At 43.6% G+C, this 26,977-nt stretch carries 24 protein-coding genes and 1 other RNA gene; 9 read left to right on the forward strand and 16 right to left on the reverse strand.

Features of this window, described 5'->3' with window-relative positions:
- Positions 1-19 precede the first annotated feature (19 nt).
- The 3 genes from ACYFDN_RS00905 (at position 20) to dmeF (ending at position 2,357) form a co-directional block, all read left to right on the forward strand.
- Complete coding sequence (locus ACYFDN_RS00905; protein WP_152780912.1) at positions 20-559, forward strand: copper resistance protein CopA; 540 nt, start codon at positions 20-22, stop codon at positions 557-559.
- Positions 560-632: 73 nt separating this feature from the next.
- A complete protein-coding gene (locus ACYFDN_RS00910; RefSeq protein WP_483509699.1) occupies positions 633-1,277 on the forward strand; it encodes a cytochrome b/b6 domain-containing protein in 645 nt (214 codons plus the stop codon).
- A gap of 162 nt (positions 1,278-1,439) precedes the next feature.
- Positions 1,440-2,357, forward strand: coding sequence for a CDF family Co(II)/Ni(II) efflux transporter DmeF (dmeF, locus tag ACYFDN_RS00915; protein WP_483509700.1), 918 nt, complete (start codon positions 1,440-1,442; stop codon positions 2,355-2,357).
- Between the two features lie 224 nt (positions 2,358-2,581).
- Here the strand turns inward: dmeF and ACYFDN_RS00920 are convergent, their stop codons facing one another.
- The 5 genes from ACYFDN_RS00920 to ACYFDN_RS00940 form a co-directional block, all read right to left on the reverse strand.
- Positions 2,582-3,283 carry an exonuclease domain-containing protein gene (locus ACYFDN_RS00920; protein ID WP_483509701.1) on the reverse strand — a complete coding sequence of 234 codons (702 nt, stop codon included), beginning with the start codon at positions 3,281-3,283 and terminating at the stop codon, positions 2,582-2,584.
- An 8-nt stretch (positions 3,284-3,291) separates the two neighbouring features.
- Complete coding sequence (locus ACYFDN_RS00925) at positions 3,292-5,157, reverse strand: putative nucleotidyltransferase substrate binding domain-containing protein (RefSeq protein WP_483509702.1); 1,866 nt, start codon at positions 5,155-5,157, stop codon at positions 3,292-3,294.
- Between the two features lie 114 nt (positions 5,158-5,271).
- A complete protein-coding gene (locus ACYFDN_RS00930; protein WP_016403668.1) occupies positions 5,272-5,631 on the reverse strand; it encodes a luciferase domain-containing protein in 360 nt (119 codons plus the stop codon).
- A 5-nt stretch (positions 5,632-5,636) separates the two neighbouring features.
- The gene (locus ACYFDN_RS00935; RefSeq protein WP_483509703.1) at positions 5,637-6,677 is read right to left on the reverse strand and encodes a bifunctional transcriptional activator/DNA repair enzyme AdaA; all 1,041 of its coding nucleotides are present in this window, start codon (positions 6,675-6,677) and stop codon (positions 5,637-5,639) included.
- A 143-nt stretch (positions 6,678-6,820) separates the two neighbouring features.
- Positions 6,821-7,735: a dienelactone hydrolase family protein gene (locus tag ACYFDN_RS00940; protein WP_338626053.1), complete on the reverse strand. Its 915-nt coding sequence runs from the start codon at positions 7,733-7,735 to the stop codon at positions 6,821-6,823.
- 554 nt (positions 7,736-8,289) lie between these two features.
- Here ACYFDN_RS00940 and ACYFDN_RS00945 point away from each other — a divergent pair.
- A complete protein-coding gene (locus ACYFDN_RS00945; protein WP_483509704.1) occupies positions 8,290-9,219 on the forward strand; it encodes a polysaccharide lyase family 7 protein in 930 nt (309 codons plus the stop codon).
- Between the two features lie 83 nt (positions 9,220-9,302).
- Here ACYFDN_RS00945 and ACYFDN_RS00950 read toward each other — a convergent pair whose 3' ends face one another.
- Together ACYFDN_RS00950 and ACYFDN_RS00955 are read right to left on the reverse strand one after the other, a co-directional pair.
- Positions 9,303-10,325: a hypothetical protein gene (locus tag ACYFDN_RS00950; RefSeq protein ID WP_483509705.1), complete on the reverse strand. Its 1,023-nt coding sequence runs from the start codon at positions 10,323-10,325 to the stop codon at positions 9,303-9,305.
- Between the two features lie 226 nt (positions 10,326-10,551).
- Positions 10,552-11,004 (reverse strand): GNAT family N-acetyltransferase, encoded by a 453-nt coding sequence (locus ACYFDN_RS00955; RefSeq protein ID WP_483509706.1) that lies wholly within the window; start codon positions 11,002-11,004, stop codon positions 10,552-10,554.
- Positions 11,005-11,147: 143 nt separating this feature from the next.
- Between ACYFDN_RS00955 and mepA the strand changes: the two genes are divergently transcribed.
- Entirely contained in the window at positions 11,148-11,987 is an 840-nt protein-coding gene (mepA, locus tag ACYFDN_RS00960) for a penicillin-insensitive murein endopeptidase (protein WP_483509707.1), read from the forward strand.
- 47 nt (positions 11,988-12,034) lie between these two features.
- Here the strand turns inward: mepA and ACYFDN_RS00965 are convergent, their stop codons facing one another.
- Together ACYFDN_RS00965 and ACYFDN_RS00970 are read right to left on the reverse strand one after the other, a co-directional pair.
- Positions 12,035-12,832: an SDR family NAD(P)-dependent oxidoreductase gene (locus tag ACYFDN_RS00965; RefSeq protein ID WP_483509708.1), complete on the reverse strand. Its 798-nt coding sequence runs from the start codon at positions 12,830-12,832 to the stop codon at positions 12,035-12,037.
- Positions 12,833-13,225: 393 nt separating this feature from the next.
- Positions 13,226-14,383: an Ldh family oxidoreductase gene (locus tag ACYFDN_RS00970; protein WP_483509709.1), complete on the reverse strand. Its 1,158-nt coding sequence runs from the start codon at positions 14,381-14,383 to the stop codon at positions 13,226-13,228.
- Positions 14,384-14,690: 307 nt separating this feature from the next.
- Here ACYFDN_RS00970 and ACYFDN_RS00975 point away from each other — a divergent pair, with 307 nt between their 5' ends.
- Complete coding sequence (locus tag ACYFDN_RS00975) at positions 14,691-16,304, forward strand: transmembrane adenylate cyclase (RefSeq protein WP_483509710.1); 1,614 nt, start codon at positions 14,691-14,693, stop codon at positions 16,302-16,304.
- Between the two features lie 61 nt (positions 16,305-16,365).
- Positions 16,366-17,058, forward strand: coding sequence for a pseudouridine synthase (locus tag ACYFDN_RS00980; protein ID WP_483509711.1), 693 nt, complete (start codon positions 16,366-16,368; stop codon positions 17,056-17,058).
- A gap of 103 nt (positions 17,059-17,161) precedes the next feature.
- Here the strand turns inward: ACYFDN_RS00980 and ACYFDN_RS00985 are convergent, their stop codons facing one another.
- From ACYFDN_RS00985 to ffs, 3 genes are all read right to left on the reverse strand, one after another.
- Positions 17,162-18,409, reverse strand: a complete 1,248-nt coding sequence (locus ACYFDN_RS00985) for an MFS transporter (protein WP_483509712.1) — start codon at positions 18,407-18,409, stop codon at positions 17,162-17,164.
- 53 nt (positions 18,410-18,462) lie between these two features.
- The gene (locus tag ACYFDN_RS00990; RefSeq protein WP_483509713.1) at positions 18,463-19,623 is read right to left on the reverse strand and encodes an arginase family protein; all 1,161 of its coding nucleotides are present in this window, start codon (positions 19,621-19,623) and stop codon (positions 18,463-18,465) included.
- A 352-nt stretch (positions 19,624-19,975) separates the two neighbouring features.
- An RNA gene (gene ffs, locus ACYFDN_RS00995) (signal recognition particle sRNA small type) lies at positions 19,976-20,072 on the reverse strand.
- Between the two features lie 98 nt (positions 20,073-20,170).
- Here ffs and ACYFDN_RS01000 point away from each other — a divergent pair.
- Positions 20,171-20,923: a DUF547 domain-containing protein gene (locus ACYFDN_RS01000; protein ID WP_483509714.1), complete on the forward strand. Its 753-nt coding sequence runs from the start codon at positions 20,171-20,173 to the stop codon at positions 20,921-20,923.
- A gap of 60 nt (positions 20,924-20,983) precedes the next feature.
- Here the strand turns inward: ACYFDN_RS01000 and pfkA are convergent, their stop codons facing one another.
- Positions 20,984-21,946, reverse strand: coding sequence for a 6-phosphofructokinase (pfkA, locus tag ACYFDN_RS01005; protein ID WP_016403613.1), 963 nt, complete (start codon positions 21,944-21,946; stop codon positions 20,984-20,986).
- 461 nt (positions 21,947-22,407) lie between these two features.
- Between pfkA and ACYFDN_RS01010 the strand changes: the two genes are divergently transcribed.
- Complete coding sequence (locus ACYFDN_RS01010; RefSeq protein ID WP_194164085.1) at positions 22,408-22,560, forward strand: hypothetical protein; 153 nt, start codon at positions 22,408-22,410, stop codon at positions 22,558-22,560.
- A gap of 50 nt (positions 22,561-22,610) precedes the next feature.
- Here the strand turns inward: ACYFDN_RS01010 and ACYFDN_RS01015 are convergent, their stop codons facing one another.
- The 3 genes from ACYFDN_RS01015 to sucC all read right to left on the reverse strand — a co-directional run bounded on the left by ACYFDN_RS01015 (position 22,611) and on the right by sucC (position 26,953).
- On the reverse strand, positions 22,611-24,698 hold the full coding sequence (locus ACYFDN_RS01015) for an FtsZ/tubulin family protein (protein WP_016403615.1): 2,088 nt from the start codon (positions 24,696-24,698) through the stop codon (positions 22,611-22,613).
- Between the two features lie 216 nt (positions 24,699-24,914).
- A complete protein-coding gene (gene sucD, locus ACYFDN_RS01020) occupies positions 24,915-25,787 on the reverse strand; it encodes a succinate--CoA ligase subunit alpha (RefSeq protein ID WP_016403616.1) in 873 nt (290 codons plus the stop codon).
- On the reverse strand, positions 25,787-26,953 hold the full coding sequence (gene sucC, locus ACYFDN_RS01025) for an ADP-forming succinate--CoA ligase subunit beta (protein WP_016403617.1): 1,167 nt from the start codon (positions 26,951-26,953) through the stop codon (positions 25,787-25,789). The genes sucD and sucC overlap by 1 nt, the downstream gene beginning before the upstream one ends.
- Positions 26,954-26,977 lie beyond the last annotated feature (24 nt).

The raw sequence follows: 26,977 nt of genomic DNA on the forward strand, positions 1-26,977 counted from the left end.
CAATTAAGGAATATTTATTATGAAAAAACTAGCTTCAATATTTGTCGCATCCATCCTTACGCTTGTGAGCGTTACAGCCAATGCCCACAGTGAACACTGTAAAGACACCAAGCTTGGCTCGGTTATGGAGGACATGAAATCTGAGCTTAAAGCCTACGTTGATGCATTCAAAGGTGATGATAAGACAGCTATGCAGCAACATGCAGCACAACTGATTATTAATGCTAAAGAAGCCAAGCAACTGATCCCACTGAAATTGCAAGATAACGAACATCACATGGCTGAGCATGATGATCATATGGCAGAGATGGCTAACGTAGACCACTCGGATATGAACCATTCAAGTATGGATCACGGTAACATGCCAGATATGGAAGGTATGGACCACAATACCCATATGGCACATATGAGCTATATGAAAGGTATGGATGAACTGTTGGTGTTATTTGGCCAACTACAACAAGTTGATGACAAGAAACTCGTCAAAAACACCCTAATCGAAGTGAAGAAGCACAGCAAACGAAGTCATAAAGAATTTCGTATGAGTTGTGATAAATAGCTATTTATTGGCCGTCATAAATTGGCGGCCTCGCGAGACTCCTAATGCGCCTAAAACAAAGAGTGAGAGGGTGATGATGAATGCTAAACAAAAAGTTTTGGTGTGGGACAGGTTTATTCGTTTTTATCACTGGCTGCAATTAGCTCTGCTAGTCGGCTTGTGGTTAAGTATGAAGTACGATGAAGTTGATTTGCACATGCAGCTAGGTTTGGCACTCTTGGCTTTGCTTCTGGTTCGTTTCATCTGGGGCTACTTTGGTAGTGAAACCGCGCTGTTTAAGTCACTACAGCTTCATCCTAAAGGTGCACTCGATGAACTTAAACAAGAATTGGGCGGCTCAGAAAGAATACATATTGGCCACTCTTACCTCGGTTCTTATATGGTGCTGGCTTTATGGGTACTGCTGTTCATACAACTTCTATCAGGCTTGTTTAATTCTGATGACATTCTTTCTGATGGACCTTTATATGCCTGCGTGGATGAAGAATACTACGAATGGTTTAAAGCCCTCCATTCAAGTAACGTTGATTACTTATTTGCGCTTATCGCAATTCACATACTGGCGATTGGATACTTTTGCTTAAGGAAGCGTGGTTACTTGAGAGCGATGTTCAGTGGTTATAAGAATAAAGATATCGCAAGCAAACCTAACATCAAGCCTGGGCTTTGGCCGATATTGGCAGCTAGCCTGCTGATAGCATTGACCTTAGTTTTCTAAATCGTAAATAACTACAGAATGAAAAGACCTTTAGCGTGACTCAAATCAGCTGTTTTTTTGATCTAACTTATCATATAGATAAATTGGGTTTGCGAGAATAAGAGTGAGAACAGTTACTATTTTTTATTAGAATTCTTACTTACAGGGATGGTAAATAAGTTTATGGATCACCAACATCAAGCCGCTTTTGATATTAGCAGCCAAGCTCACCAACACGATTTTTCTCACCACACCAATCAAGGTGAACAGCGTACATTAATTGTATTAACGCTTACTGCCATTACCATGATAGTTGAAATTGTTGCTGGAACTTGGTTTGGCTCCATGGCTTTGCTTGCTGATGGATGGCACATGGGGACTCACGTTGCTGCATTCGCGATAACTATCTTCGTTTATCGATATGCTCGCAAGCACGTAAACAACCCCAAGTTCAGCTTTGGTACCGGAAAAGTCAGCTCGCTTGGAGGTTTTGCCAGTGCAATTGCTTTAGCGGTAGTTTCTCTTCTCATGATAATTGAGTCGATTACTCGCTTCTTCGAGCCACAAGCGATTGCCTTTAATCAAGCGATTTTAGTTGCTGTTATTGGCTTGTTAGTTAACTTAGTAAGTGCTTGGATTCTCAAAGATGATCACCATCATCACCATGACGAAGAACACATCCACTCTCACCAAGATCACAATCTACGCGCAGCATATATGCACGTACTGGCCGACGCACTAACATCATTACTCGCTATATTCGCTCTGCTCGCTGGCAAATACGCTGGACTTAATTGGTTAGACCCAGTAATGGGTATTGTGGGAGCTCTAGTTATAAGTAAATGGGCTTGGGGCTTAATATCATTGACAAGTAGCCACTTACTCGACCAACAGTGTCAAACCACCGAGAACCGTGTGCGTGAAGCTTTGAAAGACGAAGAGATAGACATCACAGATTTGCATGTTTGGCACCTCGGAGAGAAGTCACTTAGCGCTGTAATCTCAATACGTAGCGAAGCACCTCGTTCGTTGATAGCCTATAAACAGCAGTTACAACATATTCCCAAGCTGAGACATGTAAGTATCGAAGTTCATAAGTAGAACTCAAAGTTTTGCTTTAAAAGCTATAGAGCTGCCTATTTTCAACGAGTGCTAACTCGTTATTGTCCCAAAAACGCCTCAAATTCTGTTCAAAGCTTATTGTCGCTTCCTTACTTTTAAGAGAATGACAACATCAAGAATGATCAAGCTTTAGCTTTGTAATGCAGATGAGATGACCAATGGGGCAGCCATTTACTGTGAAATTGTATTCCGGCAGCTAAAACTTAGTTCTTTACTAAAGCACTAATAACTTGCTGGGTTTGCGCATAAACACGTTTGCTTTGAGCAAGCAATAATTCGGCGGTGGCGACTGCATCTGCCAATGCATTGTGTCCTGGGTATTCTGGTAGCCCATAGCGTTTACGTACTGCAGCTAAACGATAATCCCCAGTTTTTTGACGATTTACATTCGCGAGTAAAGACTTTTCGATACTTAAGGTATCAATCCATAACACTGGGAAGTGGCTATCTTGATAACGCTGCTGCAAATACGCTTCTATAAATTGTTGCTCCACGCAGCGACCGTGAACCAATAAAACTTTGTTGTGCATAGCTTTGAATAGCTTATCCATTGCCGCATCAAGGCTAATGCCCTGCTCTAACATCTCTGGCACTATTTGATTAATAACAGCGGTTTCGGCTTTTACCTGGGTGCCGCTATTTACGAAATAATGCTCTGCATCCTGCATGTTGATCCGCAAGTTTTTCATTGGCACAAAACCAATGCTTAAGATTTGATCTGTGCTGGGGTCTAAACCGGTGGTTTCTATATCAAAGGCTAAAAAATCTAGGTCTTTTATTAGCTCATTTTCTTTAGGTAGTTCAGACTTTAGAAGCTCAACGAGCTGCTTTGGTAACTGTGTAGAAGCTAAAGCCTTACTGCGCTGTTTAGTCAGTTTTGCTATGGGTTTAAAACGCTTAAACATAGCTAAATTTACTTCTCACTAAAACGCAGCTTGGCTGCATCTTGCAGATTACCAATAATTCTAAAGGCATCTTTTAAGTGTTCACGCTCAAAGTTACCAAAACTTTTAGGTGCGATGTAGTTGTCGGGCTGTTGCCCCTCTTTTAAGGCTTTTAGTTGATGGCGAAAACGTAACTGGGTAATAAAGCGGTAAGCACCCAATACATCTTTAAGGGCATCATCACTTAAAATATGCTGCTTGGCCGCTTGGTTAAAGCGTTGCTCGGTGCCAGTATCATCACAGTTTACCGCCAAGCCATAAATTCGGCCTAAATCGACAATCAGTAACAAAGCGTACTTTTTAATATCGAGCATTTCGCTGTGTTCTCCGCCTTTTTCTAACACCAAATTATTAAAGATACCCAGCGGTGGGTTTACCGAAACCGAGTCTGTCACTAACGAGTTTAAAAAGGTTTTATTGTTATTTAGCAAACTGTACAAATACTGCTGCAATTGCTCAGACAAGCTGCCATCACCATGAATACAACGCACTTCCATAAATACCGTAGCGTTAAGTAGCATGCTGTATTCTGGGTTAGAAACCCACTTACGGTAATACTCTTTCCACACATTTATTGGCTGACACCACTTAGGCGTAGCTGCCATAAATTTGCCGTTACACAATGGGTAACCACAGCTATCCATCGCATTGCACACGTACATGGCTAAGTGAGTAAAGTAGATTTTGTCTGATTTACTCACGCCTTCTGGCAAAATAATTGCGCTGTCTTGATCAGAGAGCATGTGCACTTCGTTTCGGGCATGCGAGCCAGCCACCACCCAAGTATACGCACAAGGCGGCTTGCCAAGCTTTTGCTCAGCCATTTGAATAAGCCGGCGATTGTAAGCATCCATAATCATCGCCATTACGCGGCCGATTACTTCCACCCTTACTTTGCCTTCCACTAAAGCTTCAAAAATAGCTTGTCGCTCGGGAGTGAGCTTAGCTAGACCTTCTATGCTTTCGGTGTATTTGATCTTTTCAATAAGGAAAATGGCTTGTACCCGATGCTTTTGCACTAGGTGCGAGGTAGTAAGTAAGCCAAGTACCTGATTGTTTTCAACTACCGGTAAACTGCGAATATTGTGCTCCATCATTAACGAAGCAGCAGTAAGAATAAGGTCGTTAGGTTTGGTGGTAATGGCAGGTTTTGTCATCACCTCGCTGATGGGGCAGCTTATGTCATAGCCCTCTGCAATTACTCGCTTGGTCATATCTCGGTCGGTAATTAAGCCACTAATCACCCCATTTTGTTTGATTACAGCGGTTGATGAACGGCATTGCTCGCGCATTTCTTTAGCCACCGCTTGAATAGACATGTCACCAGTAACAACTGCCACGGTACCGCTAGCAACTTCAGAGACTTTTTTGAAAAACAAACCTTTTTCATTGTCTGACCACACAACATTAAGCGCCGACTGCAAGCGCACTCGCGCTTTTGAAGCAAAGCTATCCGCATATTCTGGATGCTCTTCTAGTAACTGAGTGAGTTGGCTGTGTGGCACCATGTATAACAAGGCGTTTTCTATCGCCGTAGCACTGTAACCGTCTAATGCATCTTTAAGTGGCGCTAAAAAAGTAAAACCAAATAAATCTTCCTCACCTAACTTTGAGCGTAAAACACCATTGGGTTTACGCTGCTCCATTGCGCCAGTGCGAATAATGTACAAAAAACACTCTTGCTTCTCGCTGCCAAAGTTGATTTTTTCGCCACGCGCCAAATAGGTAATTTGCACCGACTCCCCTATTTGACGCTGCAATTCAGGTGGCAACAAATTAAAGGGATAAATTTGCGAGAGGAACTCAATAATATTTGGCAGTAGGGTTTGCGGCATGGTGATAACCTATAATCAGCAATAGTAGTATTATATTGCTATTTTGCGGAAATACTATGAGCTAACTTCAATATGTCGAGATATTAACCGCTTATAACTCGCGGCCTAGAGCAACTATAGCTGAGATATTGTCAGCTTCACCAAGTCCTTTATCTTTTCTAGATCTTGCGAATCACTAAATGCTAGCTCTATCCATGCAGATCCTGCGCTGCGTTTGGGGTGGACAAGCGAGCGAACCGGCCGCTCCAAACCCAACTTAGCAATGGTGTTTTTGCCTAGCTTTAGATCAAGTTCATCAGATTGATGAAAATGAGCAAACTCACATTCTTTATAGCGAAAGCCATAAAAGCCGCCTTTATCATTTGGCCAAAACACGCTACTCACGCCTTGTTGAGCTTCTAACCAATGGTGCAACTGTTGTTTTAAGCTTGATTGCTGCGTGATAAAGCGCCTTCCTTCTACCAGTAAAACCAAAAGATTTAGCGATTTGCCTGCTCATGTTTTAACAGCCAATCTTTGCGGTGAATCCCCCCACCATAACCGGTTAATTGACCATTAGCGCCAACTACCCGATGACAGGGAATAATGATACTAATGCGATTCTGCCCATTCGCCGATGCCACAGCTCGCACGGCATTAGGAATTTGAAGATATTCGGCTTGTTGGCCGTAACTGCGCGTTTCGGCGTAAGGAATGTCCATTAAGCCTCGCCAAACTTTTTGTCTAAACTCGGTGCTTGGGGTGTCTAGCGCCACGTCAAACTGTTTGCGGCTTCCCGCAAAGTACTCTGCAATTTCCTGTTGAACTTGGTCTAAGTGCGGATTATCTCCTGGCAAAATCACCGCTTTTAATCGCTTGGTAAGATCGGCAAACTCAGTTTCTAGCATGCGTCTATCGGTAAACTCCAATAAACAAAGCCCTTTATCAGTGGCGCAGGCATACATTGGCCCAATGGGCGTGGTGAAACGAACAATGTTGATAACTGCTTTGTTTTGTTCACTAGGCGCTCCGCCAAATACTTTTTTATAGCTGTCGTTAAAGCCACTCAAAGATTCATAACCGCTATCAAAGGCGCTATTGCTTACACTATCCCCTTGTTGAATTTGGCTAAAAGCTGAGTTAATCCGCAACATCCGCTGGTAAGCGTGAAAGGTAATGCCATGATGTTTCTTAAACCAACGGCGAACTTGCGCGGGATCTAAGCCTCTTTCACGCAAGTCACCATCTTGAATTCGAGTGAAGTTGTCTTGTTGAAGGTCGTCCAATAACTGCTTAATACCTAAAGGTGCAGCATCCAGCGGCTGCATCGGTTTACACACCTTGCATGCGCGATAACCGTGCTGTAATGCTTCTTGCACGGTGTCGTAGAAAACCACATTTTCAATTTTAGGTTTACGCGCCCTGCAGCTAGGCCGACAAAAAATGCCGGTGGTTTTAACCGCGGTATAAAAGACGCCTTCATACTGAGCATCTTTGCGACTCATTGCTTGATACTTTTGCTGAAAACTTAGTGCTTTCATAAACTTTTCACTACATAGAACAGACTTGGAACTACATTAGCAAGTTTGCTGAGCAGCGCTACCGAAAACTGAACAAGTATTTTTAGCTAAAGAATAGGGCTAGCTTCACGTGGTGAAAACTAACCCTAAACACTGCAAGATAACTAGGCTAGATGCTGCTCAAAAAATGCAATAGTTCTGTTCCACGCCAGTTCTGCATTCTCTTCATCATAGCGGCCAGTAGAGTCATTATGGAATCCATGGTTAGCTTTTGAGTACATGTGCATTTCAAAATCAACCTTATTGGCCAATAGGTCTTGCTCATACTCTGGCCACGTTGCGTTAACCCGCTTATCAAGTTCTGCTAATTGAATTTGTAATGGTGCTTTGATATTGGCTCTAAGCTCTTTGGCCGCCGGCGTTCCATAAAATGGCACTCCAGCGTCAAGCTCGCTACCCATTCGCGCTGCGAGCATATTTACTACATAACCTCCAAAGCAAAAGCCCACCGCGCCAAGTTTACCGTTGCTTGCATCATGTTTTTTTAGAAACTGAGCAGCAGCTAAAAAGTCCTGTTCAATTTTGCTGCGGTCTAATGACTTCTGCATGCTGCGCCCTTCATCATCATTCCCTGGGTATCCGCCTAAGCTGTATAACGCGTCCGGGGCAAAGGCTATAAAGCCTTGTTTAGCTAAACGCCTTGCTACGTCTTTCACATAAGGATTAAGCCCTCGGTTTTCGTGAATAACCAATACTACGGGTGCTTTGCCCTCTAAATTTGCGGGCATAACAAGATACCCTCTACCCTCACCGTAACCCTGGGGGGAAGCAAAAGTTGCAAAGCTTGCTTTAATATCAGGATCGTTAAACGACACTTGTTCAGCCAACGCGTAATTAGGAAGTAAAGCCGACGATAACACCGCCATTGAAAACCCAACTGCCGCCAACTTAGACAAACGAGCTAAAAACGTTCGACGGTCAATAAGTCCGTGTGCATATTCGTCATACCAATCAAATGCTTCTTGAGGAATAGAATAGGTTTGTTGAGTTGGTAGCGCTTCCGTTTTCGATGAATCCATATCTAGCTCCTTACCTTTACCTTAATGAATGACTTTAGACCAAATAAATTGTCTTGAACTCACTTGACTGAGTTTTTCAGCCCTTGAATAACTAAACTAACTAAGCATAACAAACAGATTAGCCGCATGAGCATCATCAGTAAACTTCATGGTCTAAACCCATGACAATACTGAAAATATCTTACTTACTATATATTTAGTAACCCACCTAGCCGCTCCACACAAGTATTATTCCTCACTTACATAGCTCTCTTAGTTCACCTCTGTTCGTTCACACTTGGCTCTCTCATTACGGTGTACAACAGCGAACTTCAAGGGGGACTTACAGGCTCAGCTTATAAAAACGACATAGAGCCAATTTAAGATCAGCGCTATTTTTATCGCTTCTCAACAAGCTTATTACTTTGTAGCCGCCCACATTTAAGAACTTAAAATCGGGTCTAATCCAGTTTGATGTCTCAAATAATTAACGCGCTAATTGACCTTCTTTTTTTGAGAAGCATCATGAGCTTATTGTAGTACAATAACTCAAAATACAAGCTATAGGTAAGCGAATGAAAATAAAAACTCTTGTTGTTATGATGCTTGGCGCGCTAAGCACCAGCCTATCTGCGGCCACGACTACGCCAGCAGAAGTATTAGATCTATCTTGTTGGAAAGTAACCTTACCAGTGTCTTTGGACAATGGTGACCGCCCTACAGAGTTTAGCGAGAAAAAGATTGCTAAAGGCGCAATGCATGAAGATTACTTTTACGTAAACGAAGCTAAAGATGGTGTGGTTTTTCGCTCACCGATTCAAGGTATTAAAACCTCTAAAAATACCAAGTATGTTCGCTCAGAACTTCGTGAAATGATGCGCTGTGGTGATACTAGCCATAAAACAAAAGGCGTTAATGGCAACAACTGGGTATTTAGTCATAACGAGTCGGCCGAGTCATTAAAAAATGCGGCGGGTGTAGACGGTAACTTAAAAGCCACCTTATCTGTCGATCACGTCACCTCTACCGGTGAAATTTGGCAACAAGGTCGAGTAATTATTGGCCAAATTCATGCCCCAGATGACGAGCCAGTTAAAATCTACTACCGCAAACTGCCTAACCATGAAACGGGTTCGGTATGGATTAGTCATGAGCCAAATGGTGGAGACGACATAATTTTTCCTATGATTGGTCCAACTAAGCCAAATTACTGGAAGCAAAAAGATAAAGATATTCCAAAGTCATACAATGATGGTATCGCTTTAGGTGAAAAATTCTCCTACGAGATTGATATTAATGGCTCTGACATGACGGTAACGATTAGCCGCGAAGGAAAAGCTGACGTTGTACAAAAGGTTGATATGCAGAACTCAGGCTACGGCTTGAAAGATCAGTGGATGTATTTTAAAGCTGGTGTTTATAACCAAAACCGTTCTGGCAACCCAGAAGACTATGTTCAAGCAACCTTCTACAGCTTAGATGTAAGCCACGGCTCTGCTAAGTAGTAACGAACTAACCAAAACTAAAAACGCGTTGAAACAAGCTTCATCGCGTTTTTTGTACCACCTAAACAGCCCACCTTTTATCACTAAAAGCGTTTACCAACGCTAAAGCGGAATAGATCAGCATCATCTTGGTGACCCTTACGATCAATCACTCGGCTAATGCTTACACCTAAGTAGCCATCTTCAAAAAATGACCAGCTAGGATAATAGTTAGCCCCAAAGCTAATAATTCCTTTTAAGTCGTAGGCACTAGTATGCTCAACTTTATCAAGCACAAAATAACCTCCACCGCCCATTCGTCCTTCGAAACGCTTGCCTAAAGGAATCACTTTCCATAGCTGGGTTGAAATACCGCTGCGGTCGGTGGCGCCGTTGTAGCCCCCTTCGTCAATGTAGCCTAGCGATAAAGCTAAGTTATTATGAAAGCGTTTTGCCAAATCAAAGCTGTATCCAACCTTTGTTTCTGGGCCACCATGATTAATTTTAGTATTGATAATCGACACCCAAGCATCATCAAACCATTGGTAACGCGTTTCCTTACGCTGATAATCGGAGTTATCAATATCCCAGCCCACTCCAATCAACAGCGAGTTGCCATTAGGTCGTGCAGCCATAAGGTAGCTATTTAATTGCAAACGTAAGTGAGCACTTTCACTAAAGCGTTTTAAAGGATAGATAAACGCTAGAGTACTCATCGCACCTAGGCGTTTTTCGTTTAACTCCAATCCCGTTTCATCAATAGTGGTGTCAAATGACATGTACGGCCCAGCGCCAAGCTCTAAACGAAACCAGTCCGTTGGAACGTATACATAAGTGGCATGTGCGGAAAAACCATCTCGATGATGATTATAAGGATGCCCTTCGTTGGCATGAATTAAGTCTACACGCCAATTTTTATGAAAGTGCTGAGCGAAACGAATATCGAAGGAGCGAAACTGTTGCTTCTTTTGCTCATCGCTTGCGCCATCATCTAAGTGCGTAATACCACTACCTCCGGTAATTGAGAAGTAGCTGTCAGCCTCTGGTTTAAGCAAAGTTTTTGCATGCAGTGTTGGAGAGACAAACACCGCAAGAGCGAATAGAACAGCAATAGAGTATTTAAACATGAGGACGACCAATAGCAGCTAAAGATTTAAAATACAGCAACTTAGCCTACACTAAAGCTCATTATTATTGTCGCTAGAATACTGCATATATTAAACTTTGAAGCTTTTTGCTGATTTCGGGTGGTATAAGGGCAAACCGCCAGATCTTAGGCTAAATCAAGATGGTAAATTGTAATGATATATTTGTGTATTGGCGTCGCTAGTTACCTGCAAGCTAAAACCTAATTTAAGCAATAAGCGTTTTGAACGCTTGATTGTCGCTATCCAAGCCCGCAACTAAACAGTGATAAGGTGTATGTTGATTTGCCCAATCTATAAAGCCACTTAACAATTCACTGGCAATGCCTTGTCGCCAGTAAGCCTCTCCCAATAAATAGCCAATGTGAACGGTGCTTTTGCTTTGTTCATGTACAAACAAAAAACCTATGAGTAGCGCTTGGTCTTTAAACGAAACAGCAAACAGCTGGCTTTCTGAACACACCGTGTTTAACCACCGCAAGGCGTCCTTTTCATTGTTTATGTGCTGAAAATATGGCGGTAATGCCTCTACTACTGCTGGCCTTAGCAGTTCAACAATACGTGGTAACCAGCCAGTTTCTTGCTTGATAGCATGCTTATAGTAAACCTTGCTTACCTTTAATCGTCCAGTAGTAAAGCTCGATTCAGAACACACCTTCACCGCCCTCAATTTCCTATTTATAACTGGTGCCAAGCAATTGTTATGCGAAACGCATAAGCGGCATACTGCGACTAAATGTAACTGAAACCACTGGCAAAGGCGACTACACTAGCAGGTGGACGCTAAAGGGAGAGCCGAAAGGAATGAAGAGTTTATCTGCCACACTGATGTTACTTGCATCTTGCTTCACTGCACAAGCTCAATACAATCCGTGGGAACAGGCCACCAGCACCTACCAAGCCCCAGCGGCTGCAATTGGTAGCTACGCCAACGGCTGCCTAGCCGGGGCAAAAGCACTTCCCTTAGCTGGCGAAGGCTATCAAGTTATTCGCGCTCAACGTCATCGCTTTTATGGCCACCCAAGCCTTATCGCATTCATTAGTGATTACGCCAAACAACTGCGCAGCCAAGGCATTAACAATATTTTGATAGCAGATATGTCTATGCCAAGAGGAGGCCAATTTAACTATGGGCATAGTAGCCACCAAATTGGCTTAGACGTGGACATTTGGTTGCGACTAGAAGACGACTTACTGGTAACCAAACAACTAGCCAGCCCTTATGCGGTAAGTGTGGTAGACAAGAAAAATTTGGTCGTCAATAAAAACACTTGGAAAGACGAGCATAAAACCATGCTAAAAGTCGCTGCTCAAGACGAGCGGGTTGCGCGTATTTTTATTAACCCAATCATTAAACAACAACTGTGTGATGAACGCGAAACTGGTGATGAATGGCTACAAAAAATACGTCCTTGGTGGGGGCATAGCTCTCATATGCACGTGCGTTTAGTTTGCCCAGTGGGCGATACACAATGTAACAATCAAAAGCCAATAGCAAAGGGCCACGGTTGCGATGAACTAAGCTGGTGGAAAGAGCAGCTCGCCAAAACACCTACTTTTAGTAAACCTCAGAAACCGAAACCTTTAAAAACAAAACCACTTCCTTGCGGGCCCTTAATTAAGAGCTTGCAAGCAAAGCAATAAAACTAGCAAGCCTACTGTTTGGCTTGCTGTCTAAACTTAAATGCCGTTTACAAACCAGGCAGCATTCCGCCACCTACAGGCATCGCAACTCCAGTCACATAGCTGGCTGCCGGGCTGGCAAGATAACAAACGGTATCGGCAATTTCACTGGGCTCGGCTGGGCGCCCCATGGCAATAGTCGAATTTTCTAACTTTGCAGCTTCTTCGATGCTAATGCCTTCCGCTTCAGCAATGCCTTGATAAGCTTGCTGCAACATATCGGTTGCAATAGCGCCCGGGCACACCACGTTAACTCGCACACCTCTGTTGGCATATTCTAAAGCCAACTCTTTAGTCACCCCGACTAAAGCAAACTTAGTGGCGGTATAAGGATAAGGCATGCCCTGCAAGGCGCCTAAGCCCGCTAAAGAAGCAATGTTTACAATGGCACCCGAACCTTGACGCTCCATTTGTGGTAATACCGCTGCGCACATAGCCATAGTGCCTTTTACGTTTACTGCGTAGTTGGCATCCCAATCGCGGTTACTATTTTCTAGAAATACTGGCGAGCCAGCACCTATGCCGGCATTATTTACTAATATGTCTACGCTGCCGTAATGGTCAATGACCTGCTGTACTGCAGTATTAACTTCGGCTTGGTTGGCTACGTCTACTATTCCCCCCATAGCCTCGGCGCCTTGCGCCTTAAGGTCGTCCACTACCTGCTGCAAACCTTCTGCTGAACTTGTTCGTCCAGTTAAGGCAATTTTAGCGCCTTGTTTAGCGAGTTTAAGTGCAATAGCACGGCCTAAACCTTTCATCTTTGTCGCGCCAGTAATAATGGCGACTTTACCCTTAAGTGTCATAGTAATCCTCTGATATCAATGTTGGTTTTGAGATAATCAATATTAGGGTCTGTTGATCTTTGCTGATGGTTTTTGCAGCAACTTATTAGCCATTTAGACAAGGCAGTGAGTGTGCAGTTAAGTGGGCTTAATAATCACTCGCTAACGCTGAATAAATGGCTAAGAAATGCTGCCCGAAGGGTTCAGATAAGCGAACTTTACGCTTCGTTGAACACTTTTCACTTAGCCCACTAGGTTTCAAAGTGCTCGCCGCGATTAAAGCCCGCTTATCTTGAATAAAATTTCAACACCAAAGATCAACAGCCCCTAAGGACTTAAAACGAAGCGCTCCCTGCGCTCCTCAATCTATCCCTCGACTGTGCTTAAGTACTCGTACGAGATCTTGTGATTTGCTTATGCGATAACTTCTTGCTGAGTTAACTGCGCATACTCTTCACGTAATTTCGCTTCATTTAGCCCATATTTAGCCGCGGTTTTCTCGAAGAATGGAGCCCAGTGACTAGCCAAAACTTCCACTTCTTCTGTTTGAGCCTTTAAGCTGTAATAACCTTTTTGTCCAGGCATACGTGGTGCACCTTTACCTGGCAATGGCTTAGCCTGTTGTACTGCCTGAGTAAAGCGGTCTGCTTTAGCTAATACCTCGCCTATTGGCCCGAAATGGCTAGGGTCGATAGCAATGTAGTAAGAGCCACCTACCGATGGTTTATCGGCATCACCGCTTAGGTAATCGGTTAGCGTTGGCATCTCTGGAGCAATGACACCCAATGGGTTAATAATGGCGCTAAGAGCTTCGTTCCAAAGGTTTAAAGAATACAAACGAGGGTCTGTAAGATTTTGATAACATGACTGATCAAACACTCGACCATAGCCTTCTACAGGGCGCGCAAATGGCGCAAGGTCATTGCCTAATTCACCCGTTTGCGGGTCAATTACTGAGTCTTTCTTAACCTTAGTGCCCTGTAATACCGACTGTGCAGTGTCTGCGTCATACCATTCGCATAGTTTTACACTAGTCCAAACAGGTGCTTCGTTACCAGATGGCGCAATAGCATCGAAAGGAGGTACTGACAATACGTTAGCCATGCCACCATATGGCGAAGCCATCGGTACCGAGTTATTTGAGGTTTGAGCAAACATATTTTGCTCGTGCGCCATCCACGCATAAGAGCCGTAGCTACCTGCATCGTTATGGTTGCCGCCAAATACGATAGCGATACCGTGTTTTTTAGCCTTAGCAATAGCAAGCTCGGCCATTTTAGTCACTGTCCAATAACCGCTAGAGCGCTTACCATCGACCACCGCCCAAGCATCCCCCTCACCAACCACTTCTGGCTCAGCCTTAATGTCTAACTCACCAGCTTGAAAGGTAAGGTCGATGGCCTCATAAACACCTAAACCTTGGTTTAGTTTGCCTTGGCGAATGCCGGTCATTAGTGCGCGAGATACTGCGTTTGCATGTTCTTCGCTGGCGCCGGTGGCTTGCCAAACTCGCTTCAAAGAAAACTCAATGAAGCCTGCATCTACTTTTTTGGTTTGAACTTGTGTGCTCATAATCCGTCTCTCTTATTGGCAATTAACAATGTGTATCTAGTTGACGAGAGCCAGTTTACTTAAAGCCCAAAAATCTCGAAGTTACACACTGGATCGTCGGCAAAAAAGATAAATACCCAAATAAAAACAGAAACTTATAGACGAGTAGCAATGAGAGTAAATGAGTAACAATAGGTAACAAGCCGCAATATGTTAAGCAGAAACAACTAAACTACTGTTAGTGAAAGACTTTGCCAAATTAGGCGCTACTTTTGAGGCAGCATTAATGGCAGAATAAACCCAGCGTAAATAGAAATAGGTGATAAAAGTGGCCAACGGTAAAAACTTAGACCTAGATAATCAGCAGCACCAAATACTGATCCGCGAACAACTGGAGCGCATAGTCGAGAGCAGTGTTTTCGAACAAAGCCCAAAAATGAAAGAACTGCTGAGCTACTTGGTTGACCAAACCTTGCAAGGCAACGGCGACCGCTTAAAGCAGTTCACTATTGCGATTGAGATTTTTGACCGTGACGCAGACTTTGACCACCAATCCGATCCCATTGTTCGCATTCAAGCAGGCCGAGTGCGTCGCTCTCTCGACACCTATTATTTTACCGAAGGAGCCAACGACGCGCTTTATATCTCGGTGCCTAAAGGGCGTTATGTTCCTAGTTTTAAGTTACGCAGTGAACAAGATCTTAATCCTCAAGCTATTGCTCCTGATACAGAACCCGCAGAGATTGAAAGCCTAAGCCCAAGCATTACCGTACTGCCATTTTTATCTTTAGCCGACGACAACCAACAGCAATTTTTTGCCGATGGTTTTGGCGAAGAGCTTGCCACCGAATTATCACGCTTTGATACGCTTAATGTGGTGTCGATGTATGCCATGGGTGATACCAGTTTTGATATAAACACTGCCGCCGACATCAACCAAATAGGCAAGCAGCTCAAGGTTTCCTTTATCACTAGCGGCACCATGCGCGCTTTAAACAATCAAATGCGTATTCATGCTCGCCTATATCGCGCCGATTCAGGACAACAAGTGTGGGCCGAGAAATACACCTGTGATATGTCAACCGATGACTTGTTCGAAGCGCAAGATCAGATCATTGCCGAGATAGTGGCAGAATTGGCGTCAAGTTTTGGTATTATTCACCGCGAAATTTACCAAAGCTGCAACCATAAAAAAGTTGAGCAATTATCCACCTACGAAGCCACCCTACGCTACCGCCACTATTTAATGACCTTAGGCAAAGAGCAATACCAACCGGCTTTGCAAGCACTGCAAAAAGCAACCCAACAAGAGCCAGAATATGCACTTGCTTGGGCAATGTTAGCCATTCTTTATTTTGATGCCGATAAGCTAGCCATGGCAGACATTGCTAATGCCAGTGAGCTAGGCTTTGAATGTGCCCGTAAAGCAGTAGAGCTAGATACCAATAATCAAGAATGCCAAATGGCCTTGGCCATGGGCTACTTAAGCCGCGGCGATCAAGCAGGCCTTATTGAAGCAGTAAATAAAGTTATTGCCCTTAACCCTAATGCCGCCTACCAAGTGGGCTTAGCCGGTTGGGCACTGTGTTTAGCTGGTGAGTTTAAACAAGGTAGAGAGTTGTTAGCTAATTCTAAGGCCTTAAATCCCTTTCGCCCACCTTGGTTTGCTTTGGCAGATATTCTTTACTTTTATGCAGAGCAAGACTTTGATCAGGCCTTTAAAGCCTTAGATCAATTCTCATTAAGTACCCTCTATTGGCAACCTCTACTGCGCTGTGTATTACACCTAGAAAAAGGTGAATTTGCCCAGGCTAAAGCCGCCTACCTAAAAGTACTTGAACTTTGCCCAGATTTTAAACAACGACGCGAGCATTACTTAAGTGCTTATTTAGTTTGTCCAAATTCAAAGCAACAAGTTATTTCAGCATTAGATAAACTTTAAGAATACTCGAGCGGGGATTTCGTTATACTCCGCTCAATTTCTCCCAACACTGTAAGCATCAATGCGACTAGACAAGTTTATTTGCAAAAGCACTACGCTTGAGCTTGCTCAGGCAAGATTGGCAATTAGCCAACATCAGGTAAAAGTTAATCAGCAAACTGCAACAGACGCAGCAATACAAGTACACGAGAACAACCACATAGAACTATTGGGTGAGCGCTTATTTGCTCGCCCCTCTCAGTATTTTATGATCCACAAACCTGCTGGGTGTATTTGCTCCAATAAAGACGAAGCTTATCCGTCGGTATTCAATGCTGTAGGGCTAAACCAAAATGAGCAGCTGCATATTGCCGGACGTTTAGATGCCGATACTACCGGTTTAGTATTAGCTACTGACGATGGCAGGTGGTCATTCTCTATCACTCGACCAGAGCAACGTTGCCCTAAGGTTTATAAAGTAACGTTAGCTAAGCCCATTACTCACAATGCCATTGAGCAGCTCGAACGAGGCTTAGTTCTTCAAGGAGAAGCTAAAGCCACCCTACCCGCTATGGTTAATACCTTAAGCGCCACTGAAGTTGAATTAAGTATTTATGAAGGCAAATTTCATCAAGTAAAGCGAATGTTTGCAGCTACCGGCAACCGTGTTAAAGCCCTACATCGACAACAAATTGCCGATATTGTATTGGACATTGCACCGGGAGAATGGAGAGCACTAAGCCAGTTAGAAATAGATTGTTTTTCTTCAACTTAACCAAACTAGTTTCAGATATTCAAATTAGCATGGTAATTTTGCCAATAAAAAAGGCACTTAAGCTAATAAGTGCCTTTGGAGAATTAAGTTGAAGCGCTAAATCTTAAAGCTTGCTGGTTGACTCCGAATCATTAAAAATAGCCCGTTGAATAGCCACTTTGGGTTTGCTTACTAAGCAAGTTAAACCAACCACTAAGGCAATAGCGCTAACCGCTGCCACTAAGCTAGCTAAAGAGCTCCAACCAAAGCTATCGGCACTAATGCCACTGAGTACATTGCCGCCAGCATAAGCACCGGCAATGGCAAACATTAACAGGCCTTGAGTCATCCCCGCACCGGCTCGAGAAGCTTTGGCTGCAATGGCAGGCTGCACCATATCTACCGTTGTCACTCCTTGTAGATAAACCAGATACAAACCTAAAGGTAAGTATGCCACAAGTTGGCCAGCATATAAGGCAAGCCCAACGAGACCTAGCATCACCACGACTTTAGCCACTACCGCCAGCAACCATACTTTTTCGCCACCTACTTTAGCCATGGCTTTACCCACTAAAGATAACAGCACCAAGCTAACTACCGCCGATACCGACAAGGCCATAGATGAAAGCGCGGCATCAACCTTAAATACCTCAGCCATATAGTTAGGAAACTGCCCAGTGATAACACCTTGGCCAATCGATACAAAAAAGATAGCCAGCAAAATCAAACCAAAGCGAGAAAGCACCACCTGCATGATTCCCCCGGCTTCGCTTCCCTCACTTACTTGTTCTACTTTAATCCGCGCAGCGGCTTGCTTGTTGGTCGCGGCTGTTACTAGCAGCGCCAACAAAGAGATGAAGAACATGACTGCAAAGCGTAGCTCAAACGACACGCCTGCTTCGGTTAATGCAGCCAAACCAATGCCAGCAAGCAACGAACCCACAATAGCAACCTGATTAAGCAAAGTAAGCTTGGAGGCTTCCTCTTCTGCTTCATAACCCCCGGAGACGATAAACGCCGGGTTAATCATCAGAAGGGAAGCGGAACCCAAACCTAAAAACACAGCCGCCAACAAATGCAGCATGAAATTGGCACCTGACAGTGCGAAAACTAGCGCAGCAATAGCAGTCGCTGCTAAACCAATTAACTGTGCAGCTCGGTGCGCGCGATATCTATCGGCAAGCCCGCCTAGCACGGGTGCCAACAAACCCGACAAGCCCAAAATACCCATAGCAATACCCACTTGAGTTGGGCTGCCGGTTTTATCAAGAATAAAAGTAGGAATTAGAATAGGGATAAATACCAACTGGATAATGCCGTAGCATAAGTGCGCGGTATACCAAGCCTCTAAACCCCAACGTGGCTTATTCATAACGTACTCCTAAAACACAAAAGCAAAAGGCGACATTGCTGTCGCCCCATTTATTACAGGCTGGCTTTGCCAAAGGCTTGTGGCCATTGTGTTTTACGTTTTTCGCCATTACGTTTAGCGGTGCAATCCGCTAACCAGCAAAGCAGTTTCCAGCTAATGCCTGCAGCAATGTAACCATCACGTTTTGACATATCGTGTTGTGGCGTGTATTCCACCACATCGGCACCTACTAAGTTAATGTTGCCGTGTTTACGCAAATAACGAATGATGTCCCACACCTGGCGCGACTTAAGCCCGAAGGGTTCAATGGCTGAGTTAGACGCATTGTCGGTTGCATCTAGTGCATCCAAATCAAAGCTAAAGTAACAAGGGCCATCGCCTACTCGCTTCAAAATACGCTCGGCTATCTCGGTAGTGCCTAAATCAAACACATCGTCAGAGCTGTAAGTTTCCACGCCAAAGTTTTTAGCATGCCCCCCCACCAAGGCTGTCATTCGGCCACGAATACCCATGGTAATCATGCGCTCAGGATCTAAGTTCCCCTCGGCAAAGTTACGTGTGAACTGGTTGCCCGAGTGATAGGGGTATTCAAAATCTGCAAAAGTAACTAAGTCATAATGCGCATCAAAGTGAATCAAACTTAATGGGCCAAACTTTTTACCAAGCGCAGCGATTGGCGCATAGCTAGTGGTATGGTCGCCGCCCCATGTGAAGGTAACGCAATCATCTTCTAATACAATTTTCTCGTACTCATCAACAATTTTTTGCACTTCGTCTTTCATGTCGAATTGGCCGTAGGTATCAATGTTTCCGTAATCAATAATGCGTGCATTATCGAAAGGAATATCCCAGCCACCCGTTGGGCTTGGCTCAATAGTACCCATGGCATTTTTAGATAACTCTCGCAGTGCCTTTGGCCCATATTTATGCGAGCTATTCATTGGCGCGGCTTTTTCTAACGGTTGCCCAACCACTGCAATATCGGCATTTTTTGTATCGCGAGAGAACGGCGCCATAAATGCACCCAAATATTCTTTGTTGAGGTTACCTACCACCTCAAGGCCTACACCGCCCATTTCACTAATGCGCACCAAGTGCTCCATTACTTCTTGGTCTATCCCATCAATGCTTTGCGAGTTAAGCCACAAATTTTGGTACTTTGCTAAACGCTCTGCAGGAATTGGCGGATGTTTTTTAAAAGTAGATGTAGTCATTGTTTTAGTCTCCGGTTTAAATCAGCGGTTAAGCGTTTAGCTAGGCGCTGTTTGTTTTGACGGAGCCATTGTGAATTTTTGAACAAACACAAAGAAGTAAGTTACTGGAGTAACACAGTGACAGGAGGTAACAGCGGCTCAAATTGGCAAGTAAAGGAAAAGAACTAATAAATAAAAAAGAAACGAGGAAGTTTTCTTAGCTTTTCTCTGTCTAAATAGAGAGTTAAGAATTAGCTACAGATATAGTTAGACATCATAAAACTAAACTATGCTAAACAAATACAAGTTGAATTCAGAAGGAATAAGTTTGATAAATCTTATTAAATCAGTTACTTATAAGATTGGGTGGCAACCCTACCAGCCACATCCCGGCACTCGAGTCGTCTGCTGCGGTTGCTCCCTTCCGGGCCTGGCCGAGTTCACAGAGTATCAATGCGGGAGGACCAATAGGGCCACCATAGATGAGCTTCCGAAGAAGCGAGGCTATTCTCGCTTAAGCCTTACGGTTTTGCAAACGCTAAAAACGCTTTTTAACCCTGCAAAGCGTTTGTTTGCTCAAGTTTTAATCCTTATTGGTTTAATTGCATCACCATTGGCCTTGGCAGAATCTTTTGATCACTCGCAATGGGATGGTTTGCTTAAAGAATATGTTCATTGGCCGGTGGCTAATCAGGAAAGTCGTGTAGACTACGTCAACTTTGATCGACAAGAATTGCAGGCTTATTTAGACAATTTGGCAAGCATCACGCAAAGTCAATTTGATACATGGTCTGATAACGAGCAACTGGCATTTCTAATTAATGCCTACAATGCTTATACCGTGCAGTACATTCTTAGCGCCTACCCTAACATTACTTCTATTCGCGATTTAGGTAACTTGTTTCAATCCCCTTGGAAGAAAAAACGCTTTATGCTGTTTGGTGAAAAAGTCAGTCTTGATCATATCGAACACGATTTAATTCGACCGGGTTACAATAATCCACACATTCATGCCGCGGTAGTGTGTGCTGCTATTAGCTGCCCTCCTCTGCAAAGCGTGGCATTTACTGGCGAAGCCGTTGAGCAACAACTCACCCAAGCGTTTAGAGAGTTTTTGCATAGCAACAAAAACTATTATGACGACGAAAAAGATCGGCTTTACCTCTCTTCAATCTTCAAATGGTACAGAGGTGACTTTGAAGGTGGCCTTAATAACTACTTAAGCCAGTATGCTGCAGATTTACGCGTAAGCCCTGAGCAAGTTAAAAAGGCTAAAATATCTTACCTAGATTACGATTGGTCGTTAAACGACTATCGCTAATGACAGAGTTGAAGATACAAAAAAGCCCGCTATTGCGGGCTTTTTTAATAGTGCTAGTGCTTAGAACAAGCACTTAGATAAGTCGTACAACTCTTCGTTGAATGGGCGTTTCATGTTTTCAATACAATCGATGATGTCGTGATGAACCATCTTGTTGTTTTGAATACCGATACAACGTCCACCTTCACCTTCTAGTAGAAGGTCTACGGCGTATGCCCCCATACGGCTAGCCATTACGCGGTCACGACCGGTTGGTGTACCACCACGTTGAATGTGGCCAAGAATGGTTGCACGAGTTTCGCGACCAGTGGCCATTTCGATACCAGCAGCTAACTCATTCACGTTAGTGATGTGCTCGGTAATCGCAACAATAGCGTGTTTTTTGCCTTTTTTCTGACCATCTTTAAGGCTGTTTAATAGCTCTTCACGATCAAAACCCTTTTCAGGAATAATCACGTACTCTGCACCACCGGCGATACTAGCTTGCATGGCTAAGTCGCCACAGTAGCGACCCATAATTTCGATAACAGAAATACGGTTGTGTGAAGAAGAGGTATCACGAATACGGTCAATCGCGTCAATCACTACGTTTAGCGCAGTATCGAAGCCGATGGTGTAATCAGTACCTGCAATATCGTTGTCGATAGTGCCTGGCAAACCAATACATGGGAACCCCATTTCAGTTAGCTTTTTAGCGCCCATGTAAGAACCGTCACCGCCCACTACTACAAGCGCTTCGATGCCGTGTTTCTTCATGTTCTCTACTGCTACTTCACGGGTAGCAAGTTCTTTAAATTCTGGGAATCGAGCTGAGCCCAAGAACGTACCACCACGGTTGATAACATCAGAAACGCTGTAACGATCCAACTTCTTAATGTTGTCTTCGTATAAGCCCATGTAACCGTCGTATACGCCGTATACTTCAATATCTTTAGATAACGCACTACGCACAACTGCACGTACCGCAGCATTCATACCAGGAGCGTCGCCGCCACTTGTTAAAACACCAATTTTCTTAACCATCATTCCCTCACAAAGCTGAACTGACCAAAACTTACGTAATAATTCAACAATTCCTTCGTGCCTGCCTTTTAATGCTTTTTTGCTTTTATTGGCTTAACTTGGCTGCACGAAACAACAAATATTCTTTTAACAGCACTAGAATCGGCGACTTCACAATTCCAACCCACTGTTTTTATGAGCGCGCATTTTGCCACGCAAAGGGTAAAAGTTTTATGACCCTAATCAGATAACGCCCACATTTTGAAACAAATTTTCATCCTTGTCCAAGTATAATCACAAGGCTTGCCCCCGATTATAGAAGGAATTTGGCTTTCTGCTTATTTTGAACAATTTAGCGGCAAACGGGCTCAAAACACAAAGTAAACACTTCACCTTTCCTTCACATTTGTGTAACATTGCGCCCTCAAACTTGTGCCGACCATAAGGTCATAAGTTTGATCATCGTATATATAGGGAATCCCATGAAGACTGATCTTCAATATGCTATCGAACGAAACGTAGCGACCAATCGCCGCGCTGTAGAGAACTACAACTTACTACGCCAACAAGAGCAAAACCTTGCGGCCGAAGCACTAGAGTTAGTATTAGACAGCGAAAGCTTAGGCAATAACTAATTTACTTGCTGCACACATAAAAAAAGGGGCTAAAGCCCCTTTTTTAGTGTTTATTTAGATTCGGCCACAGGCTCTATTGAGTGTAGCCCTGGCGATAAGTGAATAACTCCGCCGGCATCATTATCCAAAGATAGAATGTTGGTTTTACTGATGCGGTGTCGATAGATTTCACGCAGATATTTAATCGCATTTTCCACATTCTTAAAGTCCAAACGAATATCATTAATCGATACAAACTTATCAGCCTCGCCAATTAGCTCTCGATATTTCTTCTCATACATTGGCTTAATAGCATACCAATTGGTATCTAAGATCTTGGCTGGGTTTTCAAACTCCCATAAGAACTCTTGTAGCTCTTCTGGCTTAAACTCATCTTGGGTAATAAAGCGCAGTATTGCTTGGTCGATATCATCGTTATAACGATACTCTTCTTTAGCAAAACAACGTTTAATATAAGCAACCACCAAGGTCAAAAAGTCATCACTCAAACATGGGCTTTTGGCTACCAAAGTCGTTAAAGACAAGTTTGCTGAAGCGCCAATTACTAAGGCATAACGCTTTAAGGTCGTGTTAGGGAACAGCTTATTAATATGCACTTTCAGCTTGTTTAAATCCATAAACGACAGCTTGTAGTCTTTTGGCAAAGAAATAATAGAAATTACCGACGAACAATGCTTGAAGAAGTGTAAGTCGTTTAGCTCTTCTGCATTGTATTGGCTGTCTTGATACTTCTTCAATGACTGCTTATAACGCTGCGATTCAATAGGTAAAATACTAATACCTTCAATAGCTTGAGTATCGCGATTGAAGTGAGGTAAATCTATTGAGCGAAAAAACAACTCATCAATATCAACATCATCATTTACAGATTTGTTTACCACGCTCTCTGCGTAAGCGACCGCGACAGGGCCTGCCATACTCATGAACAAATCGTTTGCATCTAAGCGCACGGTTTCTGAAATATCAATGCCTGCGCGGCGGAAGTAGTTTTCGTCGTAATCAGTGGTTACGGCTTGCGCGGTTAAGATATTGAATATTTGTTGAGAGATATACTGATTGGCATATTTCTCCATAGTATTTACGTCAATATCTTTGCCATTATCGCTTTCTTCTTGCTCTACATAACGCATTATATCGTTAGAAATCAACATCATAGAGTTCCAAGGGCGAATTCGCTTCATCACATCTTCTGGCGTATCGTTGCTTTCACGCTCCACGTTATACGAGAAATCCCACTCTTCAGAAAGGTACTTACATAACAAACGACCCGCGTTGATATGTAGCGCTTCAGACACCTCGATACTGCTACCCGAGATATTAGGCAGGATACAAATGCCTGAAGTGAAAATAGGTTCAAAAACAAAAGAATCACGCTTATCGGGTTGATTAGATGGCGAAACTTGATAATCAAAGGTTTTACTTAGGTAAGAAAACTGCTGAGCAAGGCCAAACTCGGATGCCATGCCAGAACCAGTACCACCACCGGCACTAAATATATAGAAGTAAAGGCGCGATTGGTTAGCTTTAATGCCGCAAGAGTCGACCAAGTAAGAGTGAATGTGACGCCAATCTTCATTTCTAAAGCTGGCAGTTTCCTTATTTAAAATAATCTTAGCTAAGTACTGGCCTAAAATTGGCGCGTTACCTGCGCCTCCGGCGTGTACTTCAGATAAGTCCATCAACTGGAGCTTCTTGTATTCATCGAGAAACTTTTGACGACCAGCTTGTGAGGAGTACTTAATACGCCCGGCAATGTCTTTATCTAAATCGCCTACCAGCACCACGGGTTCAATTAAAAATACTGGGTTGTCACCGTTACCGCTATCCAGTGGCAAATGATTTTTAATCCAACGCATGGGTTTAAATTCACGTTCCTGAGCGAGTTGGTCTTGGTACTCTAACTCGTTAAGGTAGTGATTACGGGAGTTGTATACCAAAGTGGCTACATCAAGTGCTATGTTTGATCCGCAGCGACCTAGGCCAATTAAGCAAACAGAGGGGAAGCTTTGTTCTAATAAGTCTTTTTCTTCAGACAAATTAGGAAAGATATTCTGTCTAACTTTGTCGAGGTTACCTAGAATTTTCTCTAGGCTACTCTCTGTGTAATACAAATGTTCTATAGGAAGAGAATCCTTCATAGTTCATCCTTGTCGTTAGTCTAGTAATTATTTTATTTTTATCCCTTCATCCTTGTTCATTCCCCGCTTAAAAGCAAGTTATTCAGCCCCTTAACAATGGTTATTGTGATAATAGTAAGTCGCTTACAAATCTCCGCGTTCATACCACCAAAGAGCTAACAAAATTTAGCCAATAAAAAAGGCGCCCTAAGGCGCCTTATTGCATTAAGTTGAAGACTACCAACCGGTAACTTCACGCAATGCTTTACCAATATCGGCAAGACTACGTACTGTTTTAACACCTGCATCTTCAAGAGCAGCAAACTTGTCTGCGGCAGTACCTTTACCGCCAGCGATAATGGCACCGGCGTGGCCCATACGCTTACCCGGAGGAGCAGTAACACCAGCAATGTAAGAAACTACAGGCTTGGTTACATTTTCTTTAATGTAAGCTGCTGCTTCTTCTTCTGCGCTACCACCAATTTCACCAATCATTACGATTGCTTCAGTTTTTGGATCGTTTTGGAACATTTCCAAAATGTCGATGAAGTTAGAGCCTGGAATCGGGTCGCCGCCAATACCTACACAGCTAGACTGACCAAAACCTTCGTCGGTCGTTTGCTTAACAGCTTCGTAAGTAAGTGTGCCAGAACGAGACACAATACCAACTTTACCGGCTTTATGAATGTGGCCTGGCATAATACCAATTTTACATTCGTCAGGCGTAATAACACCCGGGCAGTTAGGACCAATCATACGTGCGCCAGCTTCATCTAATTTCACTTTAACTTCTAGCATATCCAAAGTTGGAATGCCTTCGGTAATAGTGATGATGATTTTGATGCCAGCTGAGATAGCTTCTAAAATAGCGTCTTTACAGAAAGGAGCTGGCACGTAAATCACTGTAGCGTCTGCGCCAGTAGCTTGTACCGCTTCACTTACGGTATTGAACACAGGAAGACCTAAGTGAGTTTGACCGCCTTTACCAGGTGATACACCACCTACCATTTGCGTACCGTACTCAATAGCTTGCTCAGAGTGGAAAGTACCTTGACCACCTGTGAAGCCTTGACAGATCACTTTAGTATTTTTGTCGATTAGAATGCTCATTACTTGGCCTCCGCTGCTTTAACTACTTGCTCTGCAGCATCAGTTAAGCTGGTAGCTGCAATAATGTTAAGGCCTGACTCAGCCAAACGTTGGGTACCTAACTCAGCATTGTTACCTTCAAGGCGAACAACAACGGGTACACTCACACCAACTTCTTCTACAGCGCCAATAATACCGTCGGCGATTAGGTCACAACGTACAATACCGCCAAAAATGTTTACCAATACGGCTTTTACTTTGTCGTCTGACAAAATAATCTTAAATGCTTCGGTAACACGTTCTTTGGTTGCGCCGCCACCAACATCTAGGAAGTTGGCCGGAGAACCGCCGTGTAGTTGAACGATATCCATAGTACCCATTGCTAGACCAGCACCGTTAACCATACAACCGATGCTGCCATCGAGTGCTACGTAGTTTAGCTCCCATTGTGCGGCATGTGCTTCACGCTCATCTTCTTGCGAAGGATCGTGCATTTCGCGTAGCTTAGGCTGACGGTACATCGCATTTGAATCAATGTTAATTTTACCGTCTAGGCAAACTAAATCACCGCTACCGGTAACCACTAGCGGGTTAATTTCTAAAAGCGCCAAATCGTGGTCAGTAAACATTTCTGCAAGACCAACAAAGATCTTAGTGAATTGGCGAATTTGAGCGCCTTCAAGGCCCAATTTAAACGCTAACTCACGCGCTTGATAAGCTTGAGGACCGACTAAGGGATCGATAGCCATTTGGTGAATCAACTCTGGCGTTTCTTCGGCAACCTTTTCGATTTCCATGCCGCCTTCAGTTGATGCCATAAATACAACGCGACGCGTTGCACGGTCGACAACCGCGCCTAAGTAAAGCTCGTTAGCGATGTCAGAAGCTTCTTCTACCAAGATTTTTGATACAGGTTGGCCGTTAGCATCGGTTTGATAAGTGACTAAGTTTTTGCCTAACCATTGTTGAGCAAATGCCTTAATTTCTTCTTTATCAGACGTTACTTTTACGCCGCCAGCTTTACCGCGTCCACCTGCGTGAACTTGAGTTTTTACTACCCATGTAGAGCCAGGGATTTTGCCCGCAGCTTCAGCTGCTTCTTGTGGGGTATCACAGGCGTAACCTTCTGGCACTGGCAAGCCATAGTCGGCAAATAATTGCTTGGCCTGATATTCATGCAAATTCATGATGTTCTATCCATAGTGTTAGGG

It is taken from the genome of Agarivorans sp. D1326, from assembly GCF_056958115.1.

Bases quoted from the DNA above. Each gene is read 5' to 3' on its own strand.
- ACYFDN_RS00965 (WP_483509708.1), bottom strand. From the start codon at position 12,832: ATGACACTTAAGGGTAAAGTCGCCATTATTACTGGCGCGACAAAGATG.
- ACYFDN_RS00905 (WP_152780912.1), top strand. From the start codon at position 20: ATGAAAAAACTAGCTTCAATATTTGTCGCATCCATCCTTACGCTTGTG.
- ACYFDN_RS00940 (WP_338626053.1), bottom strand. From the start codon at position 7,735: ATGGATTCATCGAAAACGGAAGCGCTACCAACTCAACAAACCTATTCT.
- ACYFDN_RS01015 (WP_016403615.1), bottom strand. From the start codon at position 24,698: ATGAAGGATTCTCTTCCTATAGAACATTTGTATTACACAGAGAGTAGC.
- ACYFDN_RS00985 (WP_483509712.1), bottom strand. From the start codon at position 18,409: ATGAATAAGCCACGTTGGGGTTTAGAGGCTTGGTATACCGCGCACTTA.
- ACYFDN_RS00980 (WP_483509711.1), top strand. From the start codon at position 16,366: ATGCGACTAGACAAGTTTATTTGCAAAAGCACTACGCTTGAGCTTGCT.
- ACYFDN_RS00950 (WP_483509705.1), bottom strand. From the start codon at position 10,325: ATGTTTAAATACTCTATTGCTGTTCTATTCGCTCTTGCGGTGTTTGTC.
- ACYFDN_RS00925 (WP_483509702.1), bottom strand. From the start codon at position 5,157: ATGCCGCAAACCCTACTGCCAAATATTATTGAGTTCCTCTCGCAAATT.
- sucC (WP_016403617.1), bottom strand. From the start codon at position 26,953: ATGAATTTGCATGAATATCAGGCCAAGCAATTATTTGCCGACTATGGC.
- ACYFDN_RS00970 (WP_483509709.1), bottom strand. From the start codon at position 14,383: ATGAGCACACAAGTTCAAACCAAAAAAGTAGATGCAGGCTTCATTGAG.
- ACYFDN_RS00920 (WP_483509701.1), bottom strand. From the start codon at position 3,283: ATGTTTAAGCGTTTTAAACCCATAGCAAAACTGACTAAACAGCGCAGT.
- pfkA (WP_016403613.1), bottom strand. From the start codon at position 21,946: ATGGTTAAGAAAATTGGTGTTTTAACAAGTGGCGGCGACGCTCCTGGT.
- mepA (WP_483509707.1), top strand. From the start codon at position 11,148: ATGAAGAGTTTATCTGCCACACTGATGTTACTTGCATCTTGCTTCACT.
- ACYFDN_RS01010 (WP_194164085.1), top strand. From the start codon at position 22,408: ATGAAGACTGATCTTCAATATGCTATCGAACGAAACGTAGCGACCAAT.
- dmeF (WP_483509700.1), top strand. From the start codon at position 1,440: ATGGATCACCAACATCAAGCCGCTTTTGATATTAGCAGCCAAGCTCAC.
- ACYFDN_RS00990 (WP_483509713.1), bottom strand. From the start codon at position 19,623: ATGACTACATCTACTTTTAAAAAACATCCGCCAATTCCTGCAGAGCGT.
- ACYFDN_RS00935 (WP_483509703.1), bottom strand. From the start codon at position 6,677: ATGAAAGCACTAAGTTTTCAGCAAAAGTATCAAGCAATGAGTCGCAAA.
- sucD (WP_016403616.1), bottom strand. From the start codon at position 25,787: ATGAGCATTCTAATCGACAAAAATACTAAAGTGATCTGTCAAGGCTTC.
- ACYFDN_RS00945 (WP_483509704.1), top strand. From the start codon at position 8,290: ATGAAAATAAAAACTCTTGTTGTTATGATGCTTGGCGCGCTAAGCACC.
- ACYFDN_RS00910 (WP_483509699.1), top strand. From the start codon at position 633: ATGATGAATGCTAAACAAAAAGTTTTGGTGTGGGACAGGTTTATTCGT.